Below are 16,609 nucleotides of genomic sequence, written 5' to 3'. Positions count from 1 at the left end.
CTGGACCCCAGCATGCATTCCTGTTTTACCCGGCACTGGCCACTGCGCCAGCTGATCACCGCTTCAAGCCTCGTCGCCCTGGTCGCCTGCGCCGAAAAACCGACTGCCGCCGACGCCACTCCCCTGCAGACCAGCAAGGCCAATGCCCCCGCGGTGCTGACGCCCGCCCAGCCCCTGCAGATCGACCAGAACCTGGCCATCCAGCCCACCATGAGTTTTGACGAGTGGCAGGCGGGCTTTCGCAACCAGGCCCTGCAGGCCGGTATCCGTGCCGATGTCTTCGACAAGGCGTTCGCAGGTGTCACCCCGGACATGAGCGTGGTCAAGGCCGACCGCAGTCAACCCGAGTTCAGCCGCCCGGTATGGGAATACCTCGAAGGTGCGATCTCCAATGCCCGGGTACGCAAGGGCCAGAGCCTGCTGACCCAATACGCCGCCGAGCTGCAGCGCATCGAACAACAGTACGGTGTCGACCGCCAGGCGCTGGTGGCGGTGTGGGGCATGGAAAGCAATTTTGGCCAGTTCCAGGGTTCGCAATCGGTGATCCGCTCCCTGGCCACCCTGGCCTATGAAGGCCGTCGTCCGACCTTCGCACAGAATCAGCTGCTGGCCGCCCTGCAGATCCTCCAGCAGGGCGACATCACGCCCGAGCGCATGCTCGGCTCCTGGGCGGGCGCCATGGGCCAGACCCAGTTCATGCCGACCACCTACAACACCCATGCCGTGGACTTCGACGGCGACGGGCGCCGTGACATCTGGACCAGCCCCACCGACGCTCTGGCTTCGGCTGCCCACTACCTGCAAAGCTCTGGCTGGCAGCGTGGCCAGCCGTGGGGCTACGAAGTGGTGCTGGGCAGCAACTTCGACTATGCATTGGCCGACCCGAGCATCCGCAAAAGCCTGGTGCAGTGGCAGGCGCTGGGCCTGAAACTCCCTGACGGCACCCCATTGCCAGTGGCGGCCAGCCAGCAACAGGCCTCGCTGATACTGCCGGCAGGCTACCGGGGTCCGGCCTTCCTGGTGCTGGACAACTTCCGCGCCGTGCTCAAGTACAACAACTCGACCTCCTACGCCCTGGCCATCAACCTGCTGGCCGACCGTTTCAAGGGGGCCGGGTACATCGTGGGCAGCTGGCCGCGTACCGACCTGCCATTGAGCCGTTCCGAACGCATCGAGCTGCAGACCCTGCTCAGTGCACGCCAGTACGACGCCGGCGCCCCGGACGGGATCATCGGCGCCAATACCCGCAAGGCCATCCGCAGCGCCCAGCAGGCCCTTGGCTGGCCCGCCGACGGTTACCCTACCCATGAACTGCTCAACAGCCTGCGCCAGCCCTGAGGGGCTCTGCAGCGCTGTTGAAGACGGCTGGCAGACCGCCAGCCCGTCGCTCGCGAAGTGGCCGTCACGCTCACAGCAGATGTGCCGCCTTCATCGACCTCTTCGCGAGCAGGCTCGCTCCCACAAGAGCGAAATGAATAGGTGACCCCCAACGCTTTTCATGCGCACATGAAAAAGGCCGGATATCGCTATCCGGCCTTTTCTGTTTGCGCTGTTTCGATCAGAGCATGTTCTTGGCGATCTTGGCCTGTTCATCGGCGTGGTACGAAGAGCGTACCAGCGGGCCGGACGCCACGTTCTTGAAGCCCATGCGGTAGCCTTCCTCGGCGAACCAGGCGAAGGTGTCGGGGTGCACGAAGCGCTGCACCGGCAGGTGGTTGCGCGACGGCTGCAGGTACTGACCGAGGGTCAGCATGTCGATGTCGTGCTCGCGCATGCGCTGCATGACCTCGATGACCTCGTCGTCGGTCTCGCCCAGCCCCAGCATCAGGCCGGACTTGGTCGGCACGTGCGGGACCATCTGCTTGAAGCGCTGCAGCAGGGTCAGCGACCACTGGTAGTCGGAGCCCGGACGCGCAGCCTTGTACAGGCGCGGGACGGTCTCCAGGTTGTGGTTGAAGACATCCGGCGGCTCGGCGGCGGTGATCTCCAGGGCGATGTCCATGCGGCCACGGTAGTCGGGCACCAGGGTTTCCAGTTGCACGTTGGGCGACAGCGCGCGGATCTCGCGGATGCAGTCGGCGAAGTGCTGGGCGCCACCGTCACGCAGGTCGTCGCGGTCCACCGAGGTGATGACCACGTACTTCAGGCCCAGGTCGGCGATGGCAACGGCCAGGTTCTTTGGCTCGTCGACGTCCAGTGGCTTGGGCCGGCCATGACCGACGTCGCAGAACGGGCAGCGACGGGTGCAGATGTCGCCCATGATCATGAAGGTCGCGGTGCCGCCGGAGAAGCACTCGCCCAGGTTCGGGCAGGACGCCTCTTCGCAGACGCTGTGCAGCTTGTGCTTGCGCAGCAGTTGCTTGATACGATCGACCTCCGGGGAAACCGGGATGCGCACGCGGATCCAGTCGGGTTTTTTCGGCAGCTCGACGGTCGGAATGATCTTGACCGGAATGCGTGCGACTTTCTCCGCGCCACGCAGCTTTACGCCGGCTTCGACTTTGGGACGGGGCGCTCGCTCGGACACGTCGAGCGTGGGGATCAGGGTTTGCACGGTATCAGTCATATCAGTCTATTCCGCCCGTAAGGGTCGCCTGCTCAGCATAGTCGAGGTGTCTGACGAGCTGCGCACGCAGCCGGGCACTTACCTCGGCAAATTCGATGGACCCGGCATGTTCGCTCAGCTGGGTCATTTTCAGCCCTGCGTAGCCGCAGGGGTTGATACGCCTGAAGGGCTCCAGGTCCATGTCGACGTTCAGCGCCAGGCCATGGAAGGAGCAGCCGTTGCGAATGCGCAGGCCCAGCGAGGCGATCTTGGCCCCGTCGACATACACACCCGGGGCATCGGGCTTGGCTACGGCCTTCACACCGTAGCTGGCCAGCAGATCGATCAGGCTGTTCTCGATCCGCGTCACCAGTTCACGCACACCACAGCCCTTGCGGCGTACATCCAGCAGCAGGTACGCGACCAGTTGGCCGGGACCATGATAGGTCACCTGGCCACCCCGATCGACCTGCACCACCGGAATGTCGCCCGGCAGCAGCAGATGCTCGGCCTTGCCGGACTGCCCCTGGGTGAAGACCGGCGGGTGCTGCACCAGCCAGACTTCATCGGCCGCTTCGCGCCCACGGGTGTCGGTGAAACGCTGCATCGCGTGCCAGGCCTGGGTGTAGTCGACCAGCCCCAGCTCGCGGATGCCCAGGACATCGCCCATCACAGCACCATGTGCACGATGCCTGTGGCGCGCAGGGCGCTGTTGATGTCACGCAGTTGTTCTTCACCGGTGGCAACGATATGCAGTTGCACGGTGGTGTACTTGCCGTTGCTGCTCTGCCGCTCGGCCAGGGTGTTCAGGTCCACCTTGGCGTACTTGCTGAGGATCTCGATCACGGTATCGGTGAAGCCTACACCGGTGTCGCCGATCACTTTGATCGGGTAGTCGTTGCAGGGGAATTCGATTTTGGGCGACTGGACGTCGGTATCGGTCATGGCAGTAAAGGTCTCACAAGCCCTGACGACGGACACGCGGCCCGCCCCTTGTAAGGGCAGGCCGCGAGAAGGTCGGCGGTAATGACTTAGCGGCTTAGTTGAACAAGCCGAAGAAGAACAGGCGAATGCTATCCCACACGCGGCGGAAAAAGCCACCTTCCTCGACGCCTTCCAGGGCGATCAGGTCGGCGGTGTGTACCACTTTGTCTTCCGAACGCACTTCGACCTTGCCGATCACGTCACCCTTGTTGATGGGGGCCATCAGCTGCGGGTTCATGGTCATGGTGGCCGAGAGTTTCTTCATCTGACCTTTGGGCATGGTCAGGCTCAGGTCCTGGGCCAGGCCGGCCTTGACCTGACGGGCGGTGCCTTTCCACACCGGCGCCTGAGCCAGTTCCTGGCCCTTCTGGTAGAAGTTCTGGGTTTCGAAGAAGCGGAAGCCGTAGGTCAGCAGCTTCTGGGTCTCCGCGGCACGGGCCTGCTCGCTGTTGGTACCGAACACCACGGCGATCAGGCGCATGCCATCACGCACGGCGGACGACACCAGGCAATAGCCGGCTTCGTCGGTGTGGCCGGTCTTCAGGCCATCGACGGTCTTGTCACGCCACAGCAGCAGGTTGCGGTTGGGCTGCTTGATGCCGTTCCAGAAAAACTCCTTCTGCGAGTAGATCGCGTAGTGCGCCGGGTCTTCGTGGATGATGGCTCGCGCCAGGATGGCCATGTCGTGTGCCGAGGAGTAGTGATCGGGGTTCGGCAGACCGGTCGGGTTCATGAAGTGGGTATTGGTCATGCCCAGGTCGCCGACGGTCTTGTTCATCATGTCGGCGAACGCGTCTTCGCTGCCGGCGATGTGCTCGGAAATGGCGACACTGGCGTCGTTGCCCGACTGGATGATGATGCCGTGCAGCAGGTCGCTGACGCTCACCTGGCTACCCACCTTGATGAACATCCGCGAGCCGCCGGTGCGCCAGGCGTTTTCACTGACGGTGACCGGGTCGTTCTCGCCGATCTGGCCGCGACGGATTTCCAGGGTCGCGATGTAGGCAGTCATCAGCTTGGTCAGGCTCGCGGGCGGCAGGCGCTGGTCACCGTTGCTCTCAACCAGAACGTTGCCGCTGGAGGCATCCATCAGCACGTAGGATTTGGCGGCCAGTTGCGGTGCGGCCGGGGTCATCTGTTCAGCGGCCCAGGCTGCCGGGGCGATCATCAATGGCACCAGCAGGCACAAACGTTTTGCAAAGGTTGTGATGTTCATCCGTCTCTCGAAATTGCTAAATGGGCATAACCTGCCCTCGCGGGCAAAACTCAAGAACCCTTCGAAGGTCGCGCCTTCCTCCGGGCTCCGTGATACCAGGCCGTACCTGGCGGGCAAGGCCATCGAGGCCTTGCCGGCTGCACCGCCTCTTCTGCTCTGCGCGGCAGGTTCGGAGATGGTGCGAAGAAACCGCCACCCGCAAGCGGGTGGCGCGATCAGTCGGCTGTCACCACACTGGGTTGCCCCAGGTTGGCGGAGCGCACGCTGTCCTGCAGCTGCTGGGCTTCACCCTGCGTCGCGACCGGCCCCATCCTCACGCGATAGAGTGTCTGCTGGTTGCGCGCGATCGAGCTGACGAACACCGGCGCCCGGACCATCGTGCTCAGCTTCGAGCGCAGCAGCTCCGCAGCATCCGGGTTGGCGAAGGCTCCGACCTGGAGAAACAGCCCATCGGCTGATCCGGAAACGTTTTTTTTTGCCTCGGCCTGCAGGGGCACCTGGGGTGCCGCGTGCTGCTGGGGCGGCGGCGTGTACTGCTCGATGCTGCCGGTCGAAGCGGTGATGGCAGGCGCCGCCGGCTGCGGCGTCGCCTGGGGTTCACTGAGCATCAGCGGCGCCGGTCGGCCGCGCTGGGCCCACCACTCCTGCGGGTCGATGCCCTCGACCTTGACCCGCGCGGTGCCGGTTTCGGCATAACCGAGTTTCTTCGCGGCAGCGTAGGACAGGTCGATGATACGGTCGGAGTAGAACGGCCCGCGGTCGTTGACGCGCAGCACCACGCTGCGGTTGTTGTCGAGGTTGGTGACCTTGACGTAGGTCGGCAGCGGCAGGGTCTTGTGCGCAGCGCTCATGCCATACAGGTCGTAGACCTCACCGTTGGCGGTGTTCTGGCCATGGAACTTGGTGCCGTACCACGAGGCGGTGCCGGTGGCCACGTAGCGCCGACCGTCGTTCATCGGGAAATAGGTCTTGCCCAGCACCGTGTAGGGGTTGGCCTTGAAGGCCCCGGTGTGCAGGGTTGGCGTGGCATCGGGAATCTTCGAGATATCCACGTCCCACCAGGGCGCGCCATCCTTGTGGGCACGGTTGATGTCCAGGCCCGGCATCGAACGCACAGCCTGGCTGTTGCCCTTCTGGGGCGAACGGCTGGACGACGAGCAGCTGGCCAGTATCACGCCGATTCCGACGCACAGCAGCAGTTTTACAGAGGTACTTGCCCGCATTACTTGACGCCTCGAGCTTGAACCAGTGATTCGGACAGCTGATAGACCGCCATGGCGTACATCACACTCCGGTTATAGCGAGTGATCGCATAGAAATTGTTCAACCCTATCCAGTATTCAGGGCCGTTGTCACCTTCCAGGCGAAACGCGGTGACCGGCAGGTCGTCGCGCAGCGCATCATGACTTGACCAGCCCAGGCCTCGCAACTCCCCCAGGCTCATCACCGGGTCGAGCCCGGGGCTCAGGCCCTGCTCGACCTGGTCGCCGAACACCTTGGCACGGCTGACCACCGGCTGCCCGGCCGTCCAGCCGTGGCGCTTGAAGTAGCTGGCCACGCTGCCGATGGCATCGTCCGGGTCGGTCCAGATGTTGATGTGGCCATCACCGTCGAAATCCACGGCATACGCACGGAAGCTGCTCGGCATGAATTGCGGCAGGCCCATGGCACCGGCGTACGAGCCCTTGATGGTCAGCGGGTCGACCTGCTGTTCACGGGCCAGCAGCAGGTACTCGCGCAGCTCCTTGCGGAAGAAGTCGGCACGTGGCGGGTAGTCGAAGCCCAGGGTGGACAGCGCGTCAATGACCCGGTAGTTGCCGGTGTTGCGGCCGAAAAAGGTCTCTACGCCGATGATGGCCACGATGATCTGCGCCGGCACGCCATATTCGCGCTCGGCGCGGGCCAGGGCAGCCTCGTGCTGGCGCCAGAAGTCCACCCCGCGGGCGATGCGCGCGTCGGTGATGAACATCGGGCGATATTCCTTCCACGGCTTGACGCGTTCGGCCGGCCGCGAGATGGCGTCGAGGATGGCCTGCTTGCGCTCCACCTCGCGGAACACCCCCATCAGCTGTTCGCCGGCAAAGCCATAGTCGCGGGTCATCTCGCCGACGAACTCGGCCACCTGGGGCGAGCCATCGTAGGAGCCGGCCTCGGCATCCTGCAGCGAACTGAGGAGTCCCATCAGGCCGACCAGCGGTACGCAGCGGGCCAGGTTGAAGGCTGCTTGCATTGAATTGTTCACCTTAATCAAGCCTGTGCGATCCATTTCCGATGGGTGTGAATCGACATCAAAATGCCAAACGCTGACAGCAGGGTCACCAGCGAAGTTCCTCCGTAGCTAATGAAGGGCAACGGAACCCCTACCACCGGCAGCAGGCCACTGACCATACCGATGTTGACGAAGACGTAAACGAAGAAGGTCATGGTCAGCGCACCCGCCAGCAATTTGCCGAACAGTGTCTGGGCCTGGGCGGTGATGACCAGCCCGCGACCGATCAGCAGCAGGTAGATGATCAGCAGCGCGCAGATGCCGACTAGGCCGAACTCTTCGCCCAGCACCGCGATGATGAAGTCGGTATGGCTTTCCGGCAGGAAGTCCAGGTGCGACTGGGTGCCGAGCAGCCAGCCCTTGCCGAACACCCCGCCGGAGCCGATCGCCGCCTTGGACTGGATGATGTTCCAACCAGTACCCAGCGGGTCGCTTTCCGGGTCGAGGAAGGTCAGTACGCGCTGTTTCTGGTAGTCGTGCATGAAAAAGAACCACATCAGCACCGAGGCCGGCACCACCGCCACCACCACGCTGAGGATCCAGCGCCAGCGCAGGCCGGCCATGAACAGCACGAAAGCGCCCGAGGCGAGGATCAGCAAGGAGGTGCCAAGGTCCGGCTGGCGCACGATGAGCACGAAGGGAATGCCGATCAGGCCGAGGCTGATCGCCACGTGCTTGAGCTGGGGCGGTAGCGTGCGCTTGGACAGGTACCAGGCGATGGTGGCCGGCATGAGGATCTTGAGGAATTCCGCCGGCTGGAAGCGAATCACCCCGGGGATGTTGATCCAGCGCGTCGCGCCCATGGCGTTGTGGCCCATGACGTCCACCACCACCAGCAGGGCAACGCCGATCACATAGCCCACCGGCACCCAGCGCGCCATGAAGCGCGGCTCGAACTGGGCGATGACGATCATCGCCACGATGCCGAGGCCGAACGAACTGGCCTGCTTGAGCAGCAGGTCCCAGTCCTTGCCACTGGCCGAATACAGCACGAACAGGCTGCCGGCGGCGAGCACCAGCAGCAGTACCAGCAGGGGGCCATCGATATGCATGCGCTGCAGCAGCGTGGCGCGGCGGCGCATCACGTCTTCGCTGGACAGCACCCGGTCGAAATTACTCTTCACGGGCGGTGGACTCCACGGCAGGCGCGCTACCGCGCTCTGGGTTGTACGAACTGGCGTATTCGGGCTTGAGGTGGCCGCTGGCGTCGAGCAACCAGGCGTCCATCACCTGGCGCACCACCGGCGCGGCGACACCGGAACCGGACTCGCCGTTCTCGACCATCACCGCCACGACGATCTGCGGATTGTCGGCCGGCGCGAAGCCGACGAACAGGGCGTGGTCACGGTGGCGCTCCTGGACCTTGCTGCGGTCGTACTTCTCGCCCTGCTTGATCGCCACCACCTGCGCGGTACCGCTCTTGCCGGCAATCCGGTACTGCGCGCCGATGGACGCCTTGCGGGCGGTACCCCGGGCGCCGTGCATCACTTCCTGCATGCCATGGTTGACCCGCGCCCAGTTGTTGGGATCGCGCAGGACGATGTCCGGCATCGGATTGGGATCCACCGGCGGCTGGCCTTCGATGGTCTTGGCCAGGTGCGGACGGATCCACTTGCCCTTGTTGGCCACCAGCGCGGTGGCCTGGGCCAGTTGCAGCGGCGTGGCCTGCATGTAGCCCTGGCCGATACCGAGAATCAGCGTTTCGCCAGGGAACCAGGCCTGGCGCCGGGTGGTGCGTTTCCACTCGCGGGACGGCATCAGCCCCGGCGACTCCTCGAACATGTCCAGCGAGACCTTCTGGCCGATACCGAACTTGTTCATGTACATCGACAGCTTGTCGATGCCCAGCTTGTGCGCCAGGTCGTAGAAGTAGGTGTCGTTGGAGCGCATGATCGCGGTGTCCAGGTCGACCCAGCCGTCGCCGGTGCGGTTCCAGTTACGGTACTTGTGATCGTAATTGGGCAATTGGTAGAAACCGGGGTCGAATACCCGCGACGTCGGGGTGATCGCGCCACCGTCCAGGCCGGCAATGGCCACCGCCGGCTTGATGGTCGAACCCGGCGGGTACAGGCCGCGCAGGATACGGTTGAACAGCGGCCGGTCGATGGAGTCGCGCAGCTCGGCATAGGCCTTGAAGCTGATGCCGGTGACGAACAGGTTGGGGTCGAAACTCGGTGCGCTGACCATCGCCAGCACCTCGCCGGTATTCGGGTTCAGCGCCACCACCGCGCCACGCCGCCCGCCCAGCGCCGCCTCGGCGGCTTCCTGCAGCTGGATGTCGAGGCTCAGCACGATGTCCTTGCCGGGAATCGGGTCGGTGCGCTTGAGCACCCGCAATACCCGGCCGCGGGCGTTGGTCTCGACCTCTTCGTAACCCACCTGGCCATGCAGGTCGTCCTCGTAGAAGCGCTCGATGCCGGTCTTGCCCATGTGGTGGGTGCCGCTGTAGTTGATCGGGTCGAGGCTCTTGAGTTCTTTCTCGTTGATCCGCCCCACATAGCCCACCGAATGGGCGAAATGCGGCCCTTGCGGGTAATGCCGCACCAATTGCGCGACCACTTCCACGCCAGGCAGGCGGAACTGGTTCACGGCGATCAGGGCGATCTGCTCTTCGGTCAGCTCGAAAAGAATCGGCACCGGCTCGAACGGCCGACGCCCCTGCTTCATGCGCTTTTCGAAGATCAGCCGGTCATCGGGGGTCAGTTGCAAGATATCGACAATGGTGTCGAGCACCTTGGCCCAGTCGCCGGCCCGCTCGCGGGTCATGCTGAGGCTGAAGCTGGGGCGGTTGTCGGCGATGACCACGCCGTTGCGGTCGTAGATCAGCCCCCGGCTCGGCGGGATCGGCTGCACGTGGACGCGGTTGTTCTCCGACAGGGTCGAGTGGTAGTCGTACTGGATGACCTGCAGGTAGTACAGCCGGGCGATCAGCACGCACACCAGCAGCAGGACCGCCACGGCACCGACCACGACACGGCTGCGAACCAGGCGTGCGTCTTTCTCGTGATCTTTGAGGCGGATCGGCTGAGACATTCGAGGTGGACTACTTGTGGTAAGGGTGACCGGACAGGACTGTCCAGGCGCGGTAGATCTGTTCGCCGATGAGGATACGGACCAACGGGTGCGGCAGGGTCAGCGGCGACAGCGACCAGCGCTGCTCGCTGCGCGCGCAGACCTCCGGCGCCAGCCCTTCCGGGCCGCCGACCATGAGGTTGACGGTGCGCGCATCCAGCCGCCAGCGGTCCAGCTCAGCGGCCAGCTGCTCGGTGCTCCAGGGCTTGCCCTGCACTTCCAGCGTGACCACACGCTCGCCCGGCTGCACCTTGGCCAGCATGGCTTCGCCTTCCTGACGGATCAGGCGCGCCACGTCGGCGTTCTTGCCACGGGTGTTGAGCGGGATTTCCACCAGTTCCAGCGCCAGTTCGGATGGCAGACGCTTGGCATACTCATGCCAGCCTTCTTCCACCCACTTGGGCATGCGCGAGCCTACGGCAATCAGGCGTATCCGCACGACAGCGCCTTATTCGTTGCCTGGCGTGTGGTGCGCGGCGCTGGCGGCACGGCTCTGCTCGGCGCCCTGCCAGAGGCGCTCCAGGTCGTAGAACTGGCGCGCAGCGGCGGTCATCACGTGGACCACGACATCACCCAGGTCCAGCAGCACCCAGTCGCTGTCGCCTTTGCCTTCTTCGCTCAGCGGCTGCAGGCCGGCGGCCTTGACCTTCTCGCGAACGTTCTCGGCCAGTGCGTTGAGCTGGCGGTTGGAGCTACCGGTGCAGATCAGCATGTAGTCGGCGATGCTGGTCTTTTCACGGACGTCGATCTTGAGGATGTCGGTACCCTTGACGTCTTCCAGGGCGCTGATGGCCAGCTGGACGACTTCTTCACTGTTCAGTTTCTGCTTGCTCATAAAAACTCATTCACTCTTCAAGGTGGAAGCACTCGGGGGCTTGCCGTGCGAAGCGGTCCCAGGCGTTCCTGCGGTATTCGGCGCACGGTACAGCCCGTGTGCTTCGATATAGGCCAGAACCGCGTCAGGAACCAGAAAGCGCACCGAGCGCCCCGTGGCCAATGACTGGCGGATCTGGGTGGCCGACACCGACAACGGCGTCTGCCAGACAAACGTGATCTGCCCACCCGGCCCGTCCAGGGCCTTGGGGTCGCTGACCGTGCGCGCCGCGACCAGATCGCGCAGCGCCTCGGGCGGCTCGACATCGGCGTCGGGGCGCTGCAGCACCACGATGTGGCAGTGCTCCAGCAGCGCCTCCCAGCGGTGCCAGGCCGGCAGGCTGCAGAAGGCATCCCAGCCCAGCAGCAGGAACAACGGCGAGCGCGGATCCATGTCGCTGCGCATCGACTCCAGGGTGTCGATGGTGTACGAGGGCCGGTCGCGGCGCAGCTCCAGGTCATCCACCGTCAGCGGCGCGACGCCCGCGACCGCGCAGCGCACCATGGCCAGGCGGTCCTGCGCCGAGACACTGGGGCGCTCGCGGTGCGGCGGCCGGGCACTGGGGACCAGGCGCAGTTCATCGAGCGCAAGCAGCTCCGCCACTTCCAGCGCGCCACGCAAGTGCCCGATGTGCACAGGGTCGAACGTGCCGCCCAGCAGGCCGATACGCCGGGGCAAGGCGAGCGCAGGCTCAGTCAACTCAGGCCGGCTCCTGTCCACGCAGCTGGCCGTCACCGATCACTAGGTACTTCTCGCAGGTCAGGCCTTCCAGGCCGACCGGGCCGCGAGCGTGCAGCTTGTCGGTGGAAATGCCGATCTCGGCACCCAGGCCGTACTCGAAACCATCGGCAAAGCAGGTCGGCGCGTTGACCATCACCGAACTGGAGTCGACCTCGGCCATGAAGCGGCGGATCTGCCCCTGATGGTCACTGACGATACCGTCGCTATGATGCGAGCCGTAGTGGTTGATGTGCTCGATGGCGTCGTCGAGGCTGGCCACCACACGAATCGACAGGATCGGCGCCAGGTACTCGGTGTGCCAGTCTTCCTCGGTGGCCGGCACCGCTTCGATCAGAGCACGGGTGCGTTCGCAGCCACGCAGTTCGACGCCCTTCTCGCGCAGTTGCGCGGCCATCGGCGGCAGGAATTCGGCCGCCACCGCCTGGTCGACCAGCAGGGTTTCCATGGCCCCGCAGATGCCGTAACGGTAGGTCTTGGCGTTGAAAGCGATCTTCTGCGCCTTGGCCAGGTCGGCATGGGCGCTGACATAGATATGGCAGATGCCGTCCAGATGCTTGATGACCGGCACCCGCGCGTCGCGGCTGATGCGCTCGATCAGGCTCTTGCCGCCCCGTGGAACGATGACGTCGACGTACTCGGGCATGGTGATCAGCGCGCCCACCGCGGCACGGTCGGTGGTTTCCACCACCTGCACCACGCCTGCCGGCAGGCCGGCGGCCTCAAGCCCCTTGGCGATGCAGGCGGCCACCGCACGGTTGGAGTGGATGGCCTCGGAGCCGCCACGCAGAATGGTCGCGTTGCCCGACTTCAGGCACAGGCTCGCGGCGTCGATGGTCACGTTGGGACGCGACTCATAGATGATGCCGACCACGCCCAGCGGCACGCGCATCTTGCCGACCTGAATACCCGAGGGCCGATAACTCATGTCGCGGATCGCACCTACCGGGTCCGGGAGGCTGGCCACCTGGCGCAGGCCGACGATCATGCTGTCGATGCGTGCCGGGGTCAGGGCCAGGCGGTCGAGCATGGCCGGCTCAAGGCCGTTCGCCCGGCCATTGGCCAGGTCCTGCTCGTTGGCGGCGGACAGTTCGGCGCGGGCCTCATCCAGTGCGGCGGCAGTGGCCAGCAGGGCGCGGTTCTTCTGCGCGGTGCTGGCCCGGCCGATCACGCGCGAGGCCTCACGGGCGGCGCGTCCCAGGCGGGACATGTAGTCAAGAACGGACTCAGTCATGGTCTCAGAGGTCTTGGCAGCGAGGAAAGCGGTCGATTATAGCTGTCGGGCCGCCTGAACGACAGCGCAGACAGGCGGATGGTTGCGTTCCTTGCAAAAACTTCATCAACCGCTTGCGGCGAGGCTCTGCATCGCACCTCGGATGCATTCTGTAACACCGGTTGTCATTTTCAGAAACAACAAAGCGTCACCGCTGTCAGGATGACGACAGCCACGCACTTGTTATGATCGGCATCCCTGCCCTGCCTGCGACAGCCCATGCCCAACGCCTTGCCCGACAGCTTCTTCAACCGCGATCCCCAGGTGCTGGCCCGCGACCTGCTGGGCAAGATCATCCGCCACAAGGTCGGCGATCTGTGGCTGGCGGCGCGCATCATCGAGACCGAAGCCTACTACCTGGCCGAGAAAGGCAGCCACGCCTCGCTGGGTTATACCGAGAAACGCCGGGCACTGTTCCTCGACGGCGGGCACATCTACATGTATTACGCACGCGGCGGCGACTCGCTGAACTTCAGCGCCGAGGGCCCCGGCAATGCGGTGCTGATCAAGTCCGGCATGCCTTGGGTCGACGCCCAGAGCGACGCCAACGCCCTGGCCCGCATGCAATTGAACAACCCCGATGCCAGCGGCGCGCTGCGCCCGCCCGAGCGTCTCTGCGCCGGCCAGACCCTGCTGTGCCGGGCTCTGGGCCTGAAGGTGCCGATGTGGGACGCCCAGCGCTTCGACCCGCAGCGTCTGTATGTCGAGGATGTCGGCCTGCGCCCGCCGCGCATCGTGCAGACCACGCGCCTGGGCATTCCTGCCGGGCGCGACGAACACCTGATGTACCGCTTCGTGGACGCCGAACAGGCACGTTTCTGTACGCGGAACCCGTTACGTCGCGGCCAAGTCGAAGGCCGCGATTACCTTCTTCTGGATCAAGGAAACTGAGCATGGGCCAGTGGCTCGACAGCATTACCGGCTGGCTGGGTGCCAACCCGTCGTGGGTCGCCGTGGCGATCTTCATCGTCGCCTTCGTCGAATGCGTGGCCATCGCCGGCATCGTGGTGCCCGGCACCGTGCTGATGTTCGCCATCGCGGCGCTGGCCGGCAGCGGCATTCTCGACCTCAGCACCGTCCTGCTGCTGGGCTTTGCGGGTGGCCTGTTGGGCGACCTGGTGTCGTACGTGCTGGGCCGCCGCTTCCATCAGAACATTCGCCAGTTACCCGGCCTGCGCAGCCACCCGGAATGGATGAGCGGCGCCGAGGCGTATTTCCAGCGCTACGGCATCGCCAGCCTGCTGGTCGGGCGCTTCATCGGCCCGCTGCGGCCCATGCTGCCGATGATCGCCGGCATGTGCGACATGCCCTTCCCGCGCTTTCTCGCCGTCAGCATCGTCGCCGCCATCGGCTGGTCGATCGCCTACCTGCTGCCGGGCTGGGCCGCCGGTGCGGCAGTGCGCCTGCCGCTGCCCGAAGGCTTCTGGAGCGAAGCGGCGGTGGTCGGCGCCGTGCTGGCGGTGCTGGCCGGCGTGAGCGTGCAGAGCAGCCTGCGCCAGCAACGGCATGCGACCAAGCTGATCAGCGCCTTGTGCCTGGCGGCCATGGTGGCGCTGTTCGTCTTCTGGCCGCACCTGGACCGCTTCGACCACGGCCTGATGACCCTGGTGCAGGAGCACCGCAGCGAAGCGGCGCAGAACATCGTGCTGCTGGTGACCAGCATCGGCGACTTCAAGGTGCAGTTTCTCGCCGCAGCCCTGGTGGTCCTGGTGCTGCTGGTCGCCCGGCAGTGGCGGCATGCGGCTTTCGCCCTGGCCACGCTGCTCGGCACGGCGCTGGCCAACGGCGCGCTGAAGGCCTTCTTCGCGCGTGCCCGGCCTGAAGTACTGGTCGACCCACTGACCAGCTACAGCATGCCCAGCGGCCACAGTTCAGCGGCCTTCGCGCTGTTCATGACCCTGGCGGTACTGGCCGGTCGCAGCCAGCCGGTGCGCCTGCGCCTGGCCTGGCTGGTACTGGGCGGCATCCCGGCGCTGGCCATCGCGCTGTCGCGGGTCTACCTGGGGGTGCACTGGCCGACCGACATCCTCGCCGGCATGATGCTGGCCCTGAGTGTCTGCGCCGCCAGCCTGACCCTGGTGCAGCATCGCCAACCACTGCCGGCCATGTCGCCACGGGTGTGGTGGCTGATGGTTCCGGCGGTGACCGCCTTGCTGGGCGGCTTCGCCGTTCACGGCCTGTCCCACGCCGTGCTGCGCTACCAGTACTTGCAGTGAAAAACGGCTAGCAGTGCCTTCGGCCGCGAAGAAGGCGGTAACGTCAGCGCATTTGTTGCGAACGTGACGCTGCCAAGCGAGCTGGCCAACGCACGTAGGTTTTCCTCAGGCCTGCAAGTCGCCCTGCATCTCGTCGAGCAGGCTCTGGATCGCCCCCAGGCGCTCTTCAGGGTCGTCGATTTCCAGCAGCTCGAGCTTGTCCTGTTCGTCAAACGGCAGCAGGTAGGCCAGCTGGTTGGCCAGTGACTGCTGGCCCTCGGCATCCAGGCCCATGTCCAGCGAGGCGACCATGGGGTGCTCGGCCAGGGCATGCAGCAGCGCCAGCAGATCGGCGTCTTCTTCCTGAAGCGGCTGTTCCTGCTGGTCCTCCAGCCAGTGCACGTCGGCGACCAGCAACTGGTCACGCTGCACCTCGGTGCTCACCACCCTGAACCGCCGACCACCCACCACCCGTATGCCCAGCAGGCCGTTGTCCTGCTGCTGGAAATCGCGCACCAGTGCCTCGCAACCGATCAGCGAGTGGCCCGCCGGCGCCACGCCGACTTCGCTGCCTTCGGTGATGCACACCACGCCGAAGCCTTCACCGCGTTTCATGCAGCGCCCGATCATGTCCAGGTAACGCGCCTCGAACAGTTGCAGGTCGAGCACGCAGCCGGGGAACAACACGGTGTTCAGCGGAAACAGCGGCAACGTCATAACAAGCTCCTTCATACGACCAAAGAAACGGCCAACGGCAGGAACAGCGCAGTCGCCACTCCCATCAGGCTCATCGCCAGCGCAGCGAAGGCGCCGGTTTCCTCACCTTCCTGCAACGCCTGGGAGGTGCCCACCGCGTGGGCGGTCAGGCCTAGCGCCATGCCCCTGGCCGCCGGGACGTTCACGCCGGCCCATGACAACAGCGCAGGGCCACAGATCGCCCCCAGCACCCCGGTAATCAATACGAACACCGCCGCCAGCGCCGCCACCCCGCCCAGCTGCTCGGCGACCAGCATGGCGATGGGCGAAGTGACCGACTTGGGCGCCATGGTCATGAGGATCATCGGCTCGGCACGCAGCAGCCAGCCGAGCATCAGGCACAGCCCGGTGACGAACACGCCGCCCAGCACCAGCGTAGCCAAGGTTGGCCAGAACAACTGGCGAATCCTGCGCAGATTCAGATAAAGCGGCACCGCCAGCGCCACGGTGGCCGGCCCCAGCAGCACGCCGAGGATTTGCGTACTGCCGCGGTATTCGTCATAGCTCAGGCCACAGGCCAGCAGCACGCCGATGAGGATCGCCATCGATACCAGCACCGGCTGCAGGAACAACCAGCGGGTCTTCTCATAGGCGGCTACCGCCACCTGGTAGGCACCCAGGGTGATACCGATACCGAAAAGCGGATGGTGGATGACCGACGCCCAGGCGCCCTGCCAGTCGAACATC

At 65.0% G+C, this 16,609-nt stretch carries 17 protein-coding genes; 3 read left to right on the top strand and 14 right to left on the bottom strand.

Annotation, left to right across the window (positions count from 1 at the left end; all coding sequences use genetic code 11):
* The first annotated feature begins 12 nt into the window (after window positions 1-12).
* Window positions 13-1,338 carry a lytic murein transglycosylase gene (locus RRX38_RS19750; RefSeq protein WP_315960361.1) on the top strand — a complete coding sequence of 442 codons (1,326 nt, stop codon included), beginning with the start codon at window positions 13-15 and terminating at the stop codon, window positions 1,336-1,338.
* Between the two features lie 220 nt (window positions 1,339-1,558).
* Here RRX38_RS19750 and lipA read toward each other — a convergent pair whose 3' ends face one another.
* The 12 genes from lipA to RRX38_RS19690 all read right to left on the bottom strand — a co-directional run bounded on the left by lipA (window position 1,559) and on the right by RRX38_RS19690 (window position 12,932).
* Complete coding sequence (gene lipA, locus RRX38_RS19745; RefSeq protein ID WP_295476484.1) at window positions 1,559-2,566, bottom strand: lipoyl synthase; 1,008 nt, start codon at window positions 2,564-2,566, stop codon at window positions 1,559-1,561.
* A gap of 1 nt (window position 2,567) precedes the next feature.
* Entirely contained in the window at window positions 2,568-3,215 is a 648-nt protein-coding gene (gene lipB, locus RRX38_RS19740; RefSeq protein WP_315960360.1) for a lipoyl(octanoyl) transferase LipB, read from the bottom strand.
* Window positions 3,215-3,490, bottom strand: a complete 276-nt coding sequence (locus tag RRX38_RS19735) for a DUF493 domain-containing protein (protein ID WP_295476486.1) — start codon at window positions 3,488-3,490, stop codon at window positions 3,215-3,217. Before RRX38_RS19735 ends, lipB begins: the two co-directional genes overlap by 1 nt.
* A 94-nt stretch (window positions 3,491-3,584) precedes the next feature.
* The gene (locus RRX38_RS19730) at window positions 3,585-4,745 is read right to left on the bottom strand and encodes a D-alanyl-D-alanine carboxypeptidase family protein (protein WP_315960359.1); all 1,161 of its coding nucleotides are present in this window, start codon (window positions 4,743-4,745) and stop codon (window positions 3,585-3,587) included.
* A 215-nt stretch (window positions 4,746-4,960) separates the two neighbouring features.
* Entirely contained in the window at window positions 4,961-5,968 is a 1,008-nt protein-coding gene (locus tag RRX38_RS19725; RefSeq protein WP_315960358.1) for a septal ring lytic transglycosylase RlpA family protein, read from the bottom strand.
* The gene (mltB, locus tag RRX38_RS19720; protein WP_295476489.1) at window positions 5,968-6,975 is read right to left on the bottom strand and encodes a lytic murein transglycosylase B; all 1,008 of its coding nucleotides are present in this window, start codon (window positions 6,973-6,975) and stop codon (window positions 5,968-5,970) included. The genes RRX38_RS19725 and mltB overlap by 1 nt, the downstream gene beginning before the upstream one ends.
* Window positions 6,976-6,992: 17 nt before the next feature.
* The gene (gene rodA, locus RRX38_RS19715) at window positions 6,993-8,096 is read right to left on the bottom strand and encodes a rod shape-determining protein RodA (protein WP_295476652.1); all 1,104 of its coding nucleotides are present in this window, start codon (window positions 8,094-8,096) and stop codon (window positions 6,993-6,995) included.
* Window positions 8,097-8,127: 31 nt separating this feature from the next.
* The gene (gene mrdA, locus RRX38_RS19710) at window positions 8,128-10,047 is read right to left on the bottom strand and encodes a penicillin-binding protein 2 (RefSeq protein WP_295476490.1); all 1,920 of its coding nucleotides are present in this window, start codon (window positions 10,045-10,047) and stop codon (window positions 8,128-8,130) included.
* Window positions 10,048-10,057: 10 nt separating this feature from the next.
* Complete coding sequence (rlmH, locus tag RRX38_RS19705) at window positions 10,058-10,525, bottom strand: 23S rRNA (pseudouridine(1915)-N(3))-methyltransferase RlmH (RefSeq protein WP_295476491.1); 468 nt, start codon at window positions 10,523-10,525, stop codon at window positions 10,058-10,060.
* 9 nt (window positions 10,526-10,534) lie between these two features.
* Window positions 10,535-10,921, bottom strand: a complete 387-nt coding sequence (rsfS, locus tag RRX38_RS19700; RefSeq protein WP_295476492.1) for a ribosome silencing factor — start codon at window positions 10,919-10,921, stop codon at window positions 10,535-10,537.
* A 6-nt stretch (window positions 10,922-10,927) separates the two neighbouring features.
* Window positions 10,928-11,638, bottom strand: coding sequence for a nicotinate-nucleotide adenylyltransferase (nadD, locus tag RRX38_RS19695; protein WP_315962712.1), 711 nt, complete (start codon window positions 11,636-11,638; stop codon window positions 10,928-10,930).
* A gap of 22 nt (window positions 11,639-11,660) precedes the next feature.
* Window positions 11,661-12,932, bottom strand: a complete 1,272-nt coding sequence (locus tag RRX38_RS19690; protein ID WP_315960356.1) for a glutamate-5-semialdehyde dehydrogenase — start codon at window positions 12,930-12,932, stop codon at window positions 11,661-11,663.
* Between the two features lie 258 nt (window positions 12,933-13,190).
* Between RRX38_RS19690 and RRX38_RS19685 the strand changes: the two genes are divergently transcribed.
* Together RRX38_RS19685 and RRX38_RS19680 are read left to right on the top strand one after the other, a co-directional pair.
* A complete protein-coding gene (locus RRX38_RS19685) occupies window positions 13,191-13,862 on the top strand; it encodes a DNA-3-methyladenine glycosylase (RefSeq protein ID WP_315960355.1) in 672 nt (223 codons plus the stop codon).
* Between the two features lie 2 nt (window positions 13,863-13,864).
* Complete coding sequence (locus RRX38_RS19680) at window positions 13,865-15,187, top strand: bifunctional DedA family/phosphatase PAP2 family protein (RefSeq protein WP_315960354.1); 1,323 nt, start codon at window positions 13,865-13,867, stop codon at window positions 15,185-15,187.
* A gap of 105 nt (window positions 15,188-15,292) precedes the next feature.
* On the opposite strand, the gene RRX38_RS19675 is transcribed toward RRX38_RS19680, so the two are convergent.
* On the bottom strand, window positions 15,293-15,883 hold the full coding sequence (locus tag RRX38_RS19675) for an LON peptidase substrate-binding domain-containing protein (protein WP_315960353.1): 591 nt from the start codon (window positions 15,881-15,883) through the stop codon (window positions 15,293-15,295).
* An 11-nt stretch (window positions 15,884-15,894) separates the two neighbouring features.
* Window positions 15,895-16,608, bottom strand: a complete 714-nt coding sequence (locus RRX38_RS19670; RefSeq protein ID WP_315960352.1) for an LrgB family protein — start codon at window positions 16,606-16,608, stop codon at window positions 15,895-15,897.
* Window position 16,609: the final 1 nt, after the last annotated feature.

The sequence above is a fragment of the Pseudomonas sp. DTU_2021_1001937_2_SI_NGA_ILE_001 genome, assembly GCF_032463525.1.
Taxonomy (GTDB): Bacteria; Pseudomonadota; Gammaproteobacteria; order Pseudomonadales; family Pseudomonadaceae; genus Aquipseudomonas.
The sequence above is the reverse complement of the archived record's forward strand: the minus strand, read 5'-3'. Positions and strand labels throughout refer to the sequence as shown.

Bases quoted from the DNA above. Each gene is read 5' to 3' on its own strand.
- RRX38_RS19750 (WP_315960361.1), top strand. From the start codon at position 13: ATGCATTCCTGTTTTACCCGGCACTGGCCACTGCGCCAGCTGATCACC.
- lipA (WP_295476484.1), bottom strand. From the start codon at position 2,566: ATGACTGATACCGTGCAAACCCTGATCCCCACGCTCGACGTGTCCGAG.
- lipB (WP_315960360.1), bottom strand. From the start codon at position 3,215: ATGGGCGATGTCCTGGGCATCCGCGAGCTGGGGCTGGTCGACTACACC.
- RRX38_RS19735 (WP_295476486.1), bottom strand. From the start codon at position 3,490: ATGACCGATACCGACGTCCAGTCGCCCAAAATCGAATTCCCCTGCAAC.
- RRX38_RS19730 (WP_315960359.1), bottom strand. From the start codon at position 4,745: ATGAACATCACAACCTTTGCAAAACGTTTGTGCCTGCTGGTGCCATTG.
- RRX38_RS19725 (WP_315960358.1), bottom strand. From the start codon at position 5,968: ATGCGGGCAAGTACCTCTGTAAAACTGCTGCTGTGCGTCGGAATCGGC.
- mltB (WP_295476489.1), bottom strand. From the start codon at position 6,975: ATGCAAGCAGCCTTCAACCTGGCCCGCTGCGTACCGCTGGTCGGCCTG.
- rodA (WP_295476652.1), bottom strand. From the start codon at position 8,096: ATGCGCCGCCGCGCCACGCTGCTGCAGCGCATGCATATCGATGGCCCC.
- mrdA (WP_295476490.1), bottom strand. From the start codon at position 10,047: ATGTCTCAGCCGATCCGCCTCAAAGATCACGAGAAAGACGCACGCCTG.
- rsfS (WP_295476492.1), bottom strand. From the start codon at position 10,921: ATGAGCAAGCAGAAACTGAACAGTGAAGAAGTCGTCCAGCTGGCCATC.
- RRX38_RS19690 (WP_315960356.1), bottom strand. From the start codon at position 12,932: ATGACTGAGTCCGTTCTTGACTACATGTCCCGCCTGGGACGCGCCGCC.
- RRX38_RS19685 (WP_315960355.1), top strand. From the start codon at position 13,191: ATGCCCAACGCCTTGCCCGACAGCTTCTTCAACCGCGATCCCCAGGTG.
- RRX38_RS19680 (WP_315960354.1), top strand. From the start codon at position 13,865: ATGGGCCAGTGGCTCGACAGCATTACCGGCTGGCTGGGTGCCAACCCG.
- RRX38_RS19675 (WP_315960353.1), bottom strand. From the start codon at position 15,883: ATGACGTTGCCGCTGTTTCCGCTGAACACCGTGTTGTTCCCCGGCTGC.
- RRX38_RS19670 (WP_315960352.1), bottom strand. From the start codon at position 16,608: ATGTTCGACTGGCAGGGCGCCTGGGCGTCGGTCATCCACCATCCGCTT.